General features: G+C 69.5%; 1 protein-coding gene. It reads left to right on the forward strand.

All coding sequences use genetic code 11. The features are described from left to right. Nucleotides 1-88: 88 nt before the first annotated feature. The coding region (locus tag CCN56_RS40870; RefSeq protein WP_256962447.1) for a carph-isopro domain-containing protein at nucleotides 89-1261 on the forward strand (1173 nt) is incomplete at its 3' end.

Below are 1261 nucleotides of genomic sequence, written 5' to 3' on the forward strand. Positions count from 1 at the left end.
GAAGGAGGTGAATCAGCCGCCCGAGGGCGTCACCATGAGGGAGCGCGAGAAGTGATGGACGAACCACTGGGGCAAGAGGTGGTCGCACGTGGCACCGCAGGCAGGGGAACCCAACGCCGTACTGGCGGGGTGCCTCGACGAACTCGGGTGGAGCCCGAAGGCGCTCGCTCGCAAGCTCAACAGGGTGTTCGGAGCGGGAACGGTGGCCGAGTCGGCGCCGTACCACTGGCGGGATGCCGGCTCCCTGCCGCGCTCGCCGTTACCGATGATGGCCGCCTACGTGCTCTCCCAGGAACTGGGTAGACCTGTCTCGGTGGCCGAACTCTGGCAGGGCCGAGTGGGCGACTCCTCGGCTCTCGTTCCGGCCGACACGGATCTCGCACGGCCTTGGACCGTGCAGGGCATGGAGGCGATCGTGGAGGACTGGGTGATGGGAGGGCTCGTCGACCGACGCCGGTTCCTCGCGATCTCGGGCGCGGGGCTCCTCGCGATTGTTGCCCAGTACCTCGACGGCACCGCGGGGCGTGGCCAGTACGCGCCTCGGATCACGCCGTCTCTGGGTGCCGATCCGCTAGTGGACCAGGTCGAGCAGCACCTGCCCATGCTCTCCGCGCTCGACGACGAGCATGGTGGAGCACGCCACCTCCCCTACGTGGGTGCCCAGTTCCGTGCGGTCGGGCTGCTGATCCGAGAAGGCGGTCACGCTCCCGCCGTTGCGAGCCGCCTCATCCGCGCGCTCGCGGAGATCGGCCAGCTGGCTGGTTGGATGGCCTTCGACGCCGCCGATCACGGCCTCGCGCAGCGCTACTTCGCCACCGCACTGCGGGCAGCACACCAGGTCAACGACCTGCCTCTGTGCGCCCACATCCTCGGCGACCTCTCTTTCCAGGCGGCAAGCCGGGGCCACCCCGCGGACGCCATCGCCCTCGGCGAGGCCGNNGCCAGCCGGGACGGCGGCCAGGAGGAGCCTCGCTGGATGTACTTCCTCACCGACAACCACCTGGACTGCCAAGCCGGTTACGGCCTCATTCAGATGGGCCGTGCGCAGCTGAAAACGGACGGTGGCACGAGGGGGCGACGCTTCCTCGCCCAGGGAGCGGAGATGCTCCGATCCGGGGCGTATGACGTGCCGCGCGGCGACCCCAGTCAGCGCAGGGCCATGTTCGAAGGGGCCTGGTTGGCCCTGGGTCACAGTGCCCATGGTGACCTGGAGGCCGCCTGCGAGGTCGGCCAGATCGTCGCTGACCGCCTCGACGTCGTG

Source organism: Streptomyces sp. NRRL B-24572 (genome assembly GCF_002156145.1).
Taxonomy (GTDB): domain Bacteria; phylum Actinomycetota; class Actinomycetes; order Streptomycetales; family Streptomycetaceae; genus Streptomyces; species Streptomyces vietnamensis.